We start from the raw sequence: 7,502 nt of genomic DNA on the forward strand, positions 1-7,502 counted from the left end.
CCGGGCCTGAACGGGTGAGAGTGACAAGTGTGACGGGATTCCGATGGACTCGCTGATCACGGCCGCCGCGCGTGCGCTCGCGATGGGCGATCCCCTCGGCGCATTGAACCGCGTTGCGCTGCGCGAGGACGCGCCGGCGCTGGCGCTTCGCGGCATCGCGATGGCGCAGCTCGGCGATTTCGTCCGCGCCAAGGCTCTGCTGCGCGGCGCCGCACGCGCCTTCGGCCCGAAGGAGGCGATCGCGCGCGCCAGATGCGTCGTCGCGGAGGCCGAGGTCGCGCTCGCCTCCCGCGACCTCGGATTCCCCGCCAAGGCGCTCGACGCCGCGCGGGCGACACTCGAAGCGCACGGCGATTTCGTCAACGCCGCGCATGCGCGCTATCTCGAGATCCGCCGCCTGCTCCTGATCGGACGCCTCGATGACGCCGAGCGCAGGCTCGCCGATCTTGATCCAGCGCCCTTCCCGCCGACCTCAAGGGCCGCGCACGAATTGGTCGTTGCCGGCATCGCGATGCGCCGCCTCCGCACCAAGCCGGCTCGCGCCGCACTCGCGCGGGCCGAGGCCGCAGCGCGGCAGGCACGGATTCCTGCGCTGACGGCAGAGGTCGAAAGCGCGGCCCTTCTGCTCGGCACACCCGCGGCCCGCCTCGTTGCACGCGGCGAGGAGCGCCCGCTCCTGCTCGATGAGGTCGAGGCGTTGCTGGCGTCGAAGTCGCTGGTCGTGGATGCGTGCCGTTATGTCGTGCGCGAGAGGGACATGACGGTTTCGCTTGCCACACGTCCGGTTCTGTTCGCGCTCGCCCGCGCTCTGGCCGAAGCCTGGCCGGACGACGTGTCCAGGGAGACGTTGGTCGCGCGGGCATTCCGCGGCAAGCATGCCGATGAATCGCATCGCGCGCGGCTGCGGGTCGAGATCGGGCGGCTTCGCAGCATGCTGCGCACGCTCGCCGACGTCAGCGCGACCAAGCAAGGGTTCGCACTCGTGCCGCACCAGGCGCGCGACATCGTTGTGCTGGCGCGCCCGGTCGAAGAGGAGCATGCGGAGGTGCTCGCCTTTCTGGCCGACGGCGAGTCATGGTCGAGCTCGGCGCTGGCGCTGGCGCTCGGCGCCAGCCAGCGCACCGTGCAGCGGGCGCTCGACGCGCTTGCGGCCAGAGACAAGGTGCAGTCGTTCGGCCGCGGGCGCGCACGCCGCTGGGTGACCCCGCCTTTGCCGGGTTTCGCGACGACCTTGTTACTCACCGCGCCATTGCCGAATGGCTAGGGTGCCTCCAGTTTCGAACAGCGAGGAGGAAGCATGATCACGTCAGCAGCCGAAATCATCCGCGAATATGGCCCATTCCCAGGCGTCGACAGCGTCCATGGGCTGACCTATGACGGCAAGCTCGTCTGGTTCGCGTCCGGCGACCGGATCAGCGCCATGGACCCGGCGAGCGGGGACACGGTGCGCTCGATCGATGTGCCCGCGCATGCCGGAACGGCGTTCGACGGCCAGCATCTGTTTCAGATCGCCGAGGATCGCATCCAGAAGATCGATCCGAAAAGCGGCCGCGTGCTCGCGACGATCCCCTCGCCCGGCGGCGGCGGCGATTCGGGCCTGGCCTGGGCCGAGGGCACGCTCTGGGTGGGACAGTACCGGGAGCGCAAGATCCACCAGATCGATCCCAAAACCGGAGCGATCCTCCGCACCATCCAGTCCAACCGCTTCGTCACCGGCGTCACCTGGATCGACGGCGAGCTCTGGCACGGCACCTGGGAAGGCGACGAAGGCGATCTGACCAGAATTGATCCGAAGACGGGCGAGGCCCTGGAGCGCCTGGCGCTGCCGCCCGGCGTCAGCGTGTCAGGGCTCGAGTCCGACGGAAGCGATCAGTTCTTCTGCGGCGGCGGCACCAGCGGCAAGGTCCGCGCGGTGCGCAAGCCCAAGCGAAGCGCACGGTAGGGCGTTTTCGAGCGAAGCATGCCCTCGGACTTGATCCGAAGGTGGACACCGATTGGAACGCGGCGCACCTGCGCCGCGTTTCGCGTCTTGAACCTTGAGCCGTCTGCGCCGACCTACGTCCGGGGAGGCAATGGATTGGAGGCCATCATGACCGATTGGCACGATACCATGGTCGATCAGCCCGAGGCTGGCAGCGGGGCCTACGTCACCGGCTGGACCATCAGCGGTCTCGCCGTGCTCGGCACCATCGTCGCCGTTTGGGTGCTTGGCATCTAGGCCGCACCTGATAAGTCCGGCCTACAGGTGTCCGGCGTCTTCAGCTCGTGCTGGATCTGCTCTTCCTTGAGCTGGCGCTCCGCTTCGTGCCAGAAGCGCTCTTCTTCATTTTCGGGGCTTCCCGCGGCTTCCCACAATCGATAGGCGCGCGCTCGGATTGCCTGATCGTCTATCTTCATTGCCCCAGCTCCTTCCGGACCGTGGCAGCGCTGTTGCCAACCTTGTCGACAGCCTTCTGGAGCTGCTCTCTCGTTACCCCGAGTTCTCTGGTCCAGTACTTGACCTCGAAGTCCTCGTGCATGTTGATCTTCGAGCGGTCGCGTTGATCCCTCTTGGTCAGATTATCCATGGCGGTTCCTCTTCTTGCGGATAGAACGCCAGAACACATTGCAGGTTCCCGGCAGGCAGATGGCCCCGTTCGCCAGCATCAACGGACGCTGCTCTCCGCATATGATCGGCACCTCAATGGCACCAGGAGGACTACTGCTGACGTACGTGAGCAGCTCGAGCTCTCAACGAGCGAACATCTCGATAGGCTGGAATTGAAACCGTGGCTGAACCCGGCAAGCAACTTCGCGCGGAGTGCCCAAGCGGTAAAAATATACGGGGAACATTACCTATGTTAAATCATTTATTTATTTAATGCTGTATTTAATTTTGACATTTAATACCCAGTCAGCATTGGAGAAGTCAAATGAAGATCGGGTTCGGCATTGCCGCCGCGATTTTGGCCCTCTCTTTGACGGCAGTCATCCCATCCGTGCAAGCCTGCAATGGCGGGGGAAATTGCGATAACGCCCCCGGTCGAGATCCGCCCGGTCAACGTGTTGGCGGAGCCCCCGGGCCGATTGCCGGCGCAGGCCTTCCGATCCTTGCCGTTGGCTACGGTGTTTATTGGCTGATCAGGCGCCGCCGTAAGCAGGACTGATATTTTTCCCGTGGACGCACCAGCAAGCGCTGGCTGGCATCCTCCACCGCGTCGGCCGCCAGGCCCGCGCGGCTTGCCGTTTGTTGGAAATCTGCCAGCGCTCGGCAAGAACCCGCTCGGCTTCTTTGCTGAACTAGCGGATCGGTACGGCGACTTCGTCTCGCTCAATCTTGCCGGATGGCCGGCCCTTTTTATCAACGATTTGCCTGCGATCGAGAAGGTCCTCGTCGAGGACCATCGAAACTACATCAAGCACAAGTTCTTCTGGCGCCATGTGACGGCGGTGTTCGGGAAAGGCCTGCTCACCAGTGAAGGTGAGCCTTGGCACCGCCAGCGTCGCTTGGCTGCGCCTGCCTTCGCCGGCCGGCAATTGCTTGCTTACGACGGCGCGATGGTGGCCCTTGCTCACCAGTTGCTGGATGGCTGGCAAGATGGCGAGATCATCGACATCCATCCCGAGATGATGGGACTGACGCTGCGGATCGCAGCCAAGACCCTCTTCGATTCCGAGGTGGAGCGAGACATTCACGACATGGATCTTGCGGTCAACGACCTCGCCGTGGAGATCGCATCGCGCTACAAGCGCCCGATCCTTATTCCGGACGCGTTTCCGCTGCCCGGCCACCTCAGATACCGCCGCTCGATCCGGACGATTGAAAGAGTAGTCTCGTCCATGATCGCTGAACGGCGCGCCAGCGGCGTGGAACATCGAAATGATTTTCTGTCGCGTCTGATGGCAGCGCGCGACGACGCAGGAAAACCGGTGTGCGACTCGTTGCTTCGCGACGAGGCGATCACGCTCCTTCTCGCAGGGCACGAGACCACGGCCCTGGCGCTTTCCTGGACATGGTTTCTGCTCGGCCAGCATTCGGACACCGAGGCGCGCATGGCCGCGGAAATCGCCGAAGTGGTCGGCGATCGCCCCGTCAGAGCCGAGGATGTTCAGCGCCTGAAATTCACGGAAAGCGTCGTGATGGAAGCGATGCGGCTTTACCCGCCCGCGTGGGCCATCGGCCGGGAATCCGTGCAACCGTTCGACCTTGGCGGCTACTCTTTCGGAGCGGGGACAACCATCTTCATCATCCCATGGGTCCTGCATCGCGACCCGCATTATTTCGAGGAGCCGGAGACTTTCCACCCCGAACGCTGGATGGGCGACCTCGAGCGCAAGCTACCCCGCTTCGCCTATATGCCGTTCGGCGGCGGACCGCGCGTCTGCATCGGCCAGCGTTTCGCCATGATGGAAGCCGTCCTGGTGCTGACGACCATGGCGCAACGTTTCTCCATGGAATGGCTGCCAGATCGCAAGGTAACGCCATTTCCGTCGATCACGCTGCGCCCTCATGGGGGCGTGTGGCTCAAGGTCAAGGAGCGTCGGACAACGAATGGTCGGAGCGGCGGGATTTGACCCCCAGCCCCAATCGCCCAGGCGTGGTCAGAGTTCTTTGACTCCGCTTTTTTGGAAACCGCGAAAAGTGTGAACCATTTCACACACGAGGTAGCATGGTCTTGCTAAGATGCTGTTACTGGGATTTCAGGGCACCAGTTGAGACAAACGCCGCCGGGACGCTGTATTTCGAGCCCGGCGGCGCAATTTTTCGGACCAACGTTGAGGCCGAGCCTGAGCCTGCGACAGCCTCATATGGTTAGGTAGCCACGGCATTCCCACAGCTTCACAATTGACTTCCTCTCCACATTGGAGGCTCGATGACCGACGATAAAGTCACCCGTCTGCGGGCCCATACCAACAACATCAGCCGATATCGGCGGCTGCTTGGGACCAATCTCTCGGACCTTGAGCGCGGGTTTGTCGAAAGGCGCTTGAACGAGGAAAGGTTGGCTGTGCAAAGCTTGACCAATTCTCCAGTTTCGACTTGTCGCTTGGACTGGAGCGGCCCGCCAGCGTGAACGGACGGTTGGTCGGGCGCCTCCGCACGTTGTTACACTTGTAACTCTCAGATCATGGCTCTGCTGCCCAGCGCAGGGTAAAGCGTTGGCATAGACCGAAGGGTGATCTGATGAAAAAAGACGACGTGATCTGCCCTAAATGTGGAGCAGGCTTCCGCAGGATCGAGCTGTCATCCGGAAAGGGCGAGCCAGGCGAATATCGCTGCCCGGCTTGCGGCACATCGCTGGAGATTTTCAACGGCGACAGCTCGGTCGCTTACCGCTTGACGATCCAGCCGTCGATTAGAGCCTTCAAGGATTAAACGGTCCCTCGGGACAGGAACGAAAAACCCGGCAGGTGCGGCCCGCCGGGTCATTCGCAAATATGATCAGGTAATACGATGCGGCAATTAAATGCCGAATTATGTAACGAGGGAATGAAATTCGTGTCAGTAGGAATGCGGAGACCCCACTGGTGCACGCAGGCGTGCACCGGCGCGAACACCTAATGACCCGAGCGCCCTCTCGAAGGAAGCCCGCCATTTGCGACGGGCTCAAGGCTAGGGAGGCGCGTTTGAGGACGCCATTTGAGTCTACAGCGATTCGCGCTTGTCTCGTGTGTTGCAGTTTACACACCCTGCGAGGTGGCAGCATATTTGACGGCCGTCGAACACATCAGAAAGGCGAGGCGGCCACAATAAGGTTCGTTGCGGGCGCCCTCGTAGAGACCTCGCCGCAATGAACTGGTCGCTTTTTATGTTTGCCAAGTGAAGAACCAGGCCCTCTTTGTGCAAGCTTCTTAAAATTCAAGTTGAATGGCACAATTTGCACTCACATCCCGGCAGCGGTTGTGCTTCGGTTGACGTGCGATCTCTCGCTGATCATCTCAGCCCCCTAGCCCAATGGTCGGTTGAGAGGGAGCGACGCCCCGGCGCGATCCCCACGATCCGCCGGGGCACGCACTTCCGCCGGCCACATCAAGGTGCAGGCTGAAAGGACACGGATGAGGTTGCGAGGCTCTTCGCACCCTCATCTCTTTGCTGCGTGTCGATCAAACCGGCAGCAATTCAAGTCTTGATAAACGGCGCACCTATTTTAGCCAGTGTCGATTGCGAAGCCTGAACCAAGGCCAAGTCGATGAAGACAAATCTTCATCGAGATTGCATTGAGGTTCGCTCCTCAAATGTCGCTCGATATATGCCTCTTAGACATTTTAAATCACGATGGAGGTAGCCCCACGTCGATCGTGCAATTTACTCGTTTCAGAACCGATAAGGCCGAGGAAATGACCCAGATTGCCAGGCGGGCGAAGAAGATCTTTGAAAAACACGGTGCCGAATTTCTTCGGCTGTCCCGTTTCCACACTGGCGTGTGGGCAGGAGAATGGCTGGTTACGACGCGCTACGCCGGTTGGGAAGCTTACGGCAAAGTGCAGGAGGCCGTGGCAAAGGACCCGGAGTTCGTGCAGTTGCAGGCTGAGGGAATGAAGATCGCCGAACTGCAGGGCCGCAACATCGCTGTCGGCATCGATCTCTAGAGCATTTTCGGCTCTGATTGACTCAGAACCGAAGCTCTAGATTCTTATTTTGACGCGTTTTCTTCACGCGAACCGGTATCCACTTCGCTCGAAAACGCTCTAGCGACCCACATTAAGCGCGGAGGCCGCTGGAGCCATGCCGGCGGCCTTTTCAATTTCGATAGATTGCGCTCGGAGTTGCGCTACTCTGCGCTCGGCAATGCGGCTGGCGACGCCGCCGATCACCGAGGGCGCCCCCTCCCCGCGCAGACGGAACAATCATGAGCAGATGCTCGTTAGTTTGCCTTTACGGCAAGGAGGCCGAGGAATGAGGATAAAAACCGTAGCTCTCGGAACGGCACTGGTGCTGTGTAACCTGGGGACGTTCAGCGTTGCAGCCTATGCGCAGGAGGCCAGAGTCGTTCGTGAACCACGGGCAAGGGCGATCGTCAGGGTGCCCATAATCAGGGAAACTCCTTACTGGGATTATTATATTGTTCCACGATATCGTTATCGTCCAGAGGACGACCGGGTCGATCCATACGGCCCGCCCGTAGCGCCGGTGATACGCTACGGAAATCAAGAGGTATATATTCCGCGGTGGTGGTGGTACTGACCGTCCAGATGCAAGCGCGGATCGGCAGGGCTATGCAGGCCATCAGGACAAAGGGCGCGATCACCGCGCCCTTTTGGTTTTCAATCTCCGGGTCGAGACTATCGGCAAGTGTCCCAGAAGCCGAAGGCAAACCGACATCTGCGCGGGTCCTGATTGAATCAGAATCGAAGCTCTAGATTCTTGTTTTGACGCGTTCTCTTCACGCGAACCGGTATCCACCCTCGGACCAAGTCCGAGGGCATGCTCCGCCCAAAGACGCTCTAGGCTGTGTGGACTCTTGGGATTCTCAAATCAGACGGAACGTGATTCAAGGCTTTCTTTTAGGAGGAAGCCTTGG

General features: G+C 60.9%; 9 protein-coding genes. 7 read left to right on the forward strand and 2 right to left on the reverse strand.

Annotated elements, in window-relative coordinates; genetic code table 11:
* Positions 1-43 precede the first annotated feature (43 nt).
* The 3 genes from AC5ZGW_RS33495 to AC5ZGW_RS33505 all read left to right on the forward strand — a co-directional run bounded on the left by AC5ZGW_RS33495 (position 44) and on the right by AC5ZGW_RS33505 (position 2,218).
* Complete coding sequence (locus AC5ZGW_RS33495) at positions 44-1,264, forward strand: helix-turn-helix domain-containing protein (protein WP_130228408.1); 1,221 nt, start codon at positions 44-46, stop codon at positions 1,262-1,264.
* Between the two features lie 33 nt (positions 1,265-1,297).
* Positions 1,298-1,942 carry a Vgb family protein gene (locus tag AC5ZGW_RS33500; RefSeq protein ID WP_130228407.1) on the forward strand — a complete coding sequence of 215 codons (645 nt, stop codon included), beginning with the start codon at positions 1,298-1,300 and terminating at the stop codon, positions 1,940-1,942.
* 147 nt (positions 1,943-2,089) lie between these two features.
* Positions 2,090-2,218: a hypothetical protein gene (locus AC5ZGW_RS33505; RefSeq protein ID WP_283806995.1), complete on the forward strand. Its 129-nt coding sequence runs from the start codon at positions 2,090-2,092 to the stop codon at positions 2,216-2,218.
* Here AC5ZGW_RS33505 and AC5ZGW_RS33510 read toward each other — a convergent pair.
* The gene (locus AC5ZGW_RS33510) at positions 2,215-2,397 is read right to left on the reverse strand and encodes a DUF2934 domain-containing protein (protein ID WP_130228406.1); all 183 of its coding nucleotides are present in this window, start codon (positions 2,395-2,397) and stop codon (positions 2,215-2,217) included. The genes AC5ZGW_RS33505 and AC5ZGW_RS33510 overlap by 4 nt on opposite strands.
* Positions 2,394-2,567, reverse strand: a complete 174-nt coding sequence (locus tag AC5ZGW_RS33515; RefSeq protein WP_130228405.1) for a DUF3606 domain-containing protein — start codon at positions 2,565-2,567, stop codon at positions 2,394-2,396. The genes AC5ZGW_RS33510 and AC5ZGW_RS33515 overlap by 4 nt, the downstream gene beginning before the upstream one ends.
* A 345-nt stretch (positions 2,568-2,912) precedes the next feature.
* Between AC5ZGW_RS33515 and AC5ZGW_RS33520 the strand changes: the two genes are divergently transcribed.
* From AC5ZGW_RS33520 to AC5ZGW_RS33535, 4 genes are all read left to right on the forward strand, one after another.
* The gene (locus AC5ZGW_RS33520) at positions 2,913-3,146 is read left to right on the forward strand and encodes a hypothetical protein (protein WP_130228404.1); all 234 of its coding nucleotides are present in this window, start codon (positions 2,913-2,915) and stop codon (positions 3,144-3,146) included.
* A 10-nt stretch (positions 3,147-3,156) separates the two neighbouring features.
* A complete protein-coding gene (locus AC5ZGW_RS33525; RefSeq protein ID WP_245474922.1) occupies positions 3,157-4,554 on the forward strand; it encodes a cytochrome P450 in 1,398 nt (465 codons plus the stop codon).
* A 610-nt stretch (positions 4,555-5,164) separates the two neighbouring features.
* Positions 5,165-5,356, forward strand: coding sequence for a hypothetical protein (locus AC5ZGW_RS33530; RefSeq protein WP_130228402.1), 192 nt, complete (start codon positions 5,165-5,167; stop codon positions 5,354-5,356).
* 962 nt (positions 5,357-6,318) lie between these two features.
* Positions 6,319-6,570 carry a hypothetical protein gene (locus AC5ZGW_RS33535; RefSeq protein WP_245474921.1) on the forward strand — a complete coding sequence of 84 codons (252 nt, stop codon included), beginning with the start codon at positions 6,319-6,321 and terminating at the stop codon, positions 6,568-6,570.
* Positions 6,571-7,502: the final 932 nt, after the last annotated feature.

The sequence above is a fragment of the Bradyrhizobium sp. Crot121 genome (assembly GCF_059512385.1).

Bases quoted from the DNA above. Each gene is read 5' to 3' on its own strand.
- AC5ZGW_RS33510 (WP_130228406.1), bottom strand. From the start codon at position 2,397: ATGAAGATAGACGATCAGGCAATCCGAGCGCGCGCCTATCGATTGTGG.
- AC5ZGW_RS33535 (WP_245474921.1), top strand. From the start codon at position 6,319: ATGACCCAGATTGCCAGGCGGGCGAAGAAGATCTTTGAAAAACACGGT.
- AC5ZGW_RS33520 (WP_130228404.1), top strand. From the start codon at position 2,913: ATGAAGATCGGGTTCGGCATTGCCGCCGCGATTTTGGCCCTCTCTTTG.
- AC5ZGW_RS33500 (WP_130228407.1), top strand. From the start codon at position 1,298: ATGATCACGTCAGCAGCCGAAATCATCCGCGAATATGGCCCATTCCCA.
- AC5ZGW_RS33530 (WP_130228402.1), top strand. From the start codon at position 5,165: ATGAAAAAAGACGACGTGATCTGCCCTAAATGTGGAGCAGGCTTCCGC.
- AC5ZGW_RS33505 (WP_283806995.1), top strand. From the start codon at position 2,090: ATGACCGATTGGCACGATACCATGGTCGATCAGCCCGAGGCTGGCAGC.
- AC5ZGW_RS33495 (WP_130228408.1), top strand. From the start codon at position 44: ATGGACTCGCTGATCACGGCCGCCGCGCGTGCGCTCGCGATGGGCGAT.
- AC5ZGW_RS33515 (WP_130228405.1), bottom strand. From the start codon at position 2,567: ATGGATAATCTGACCAAGAGGGATCAACGCGACCGCTCGAAGATCAAC.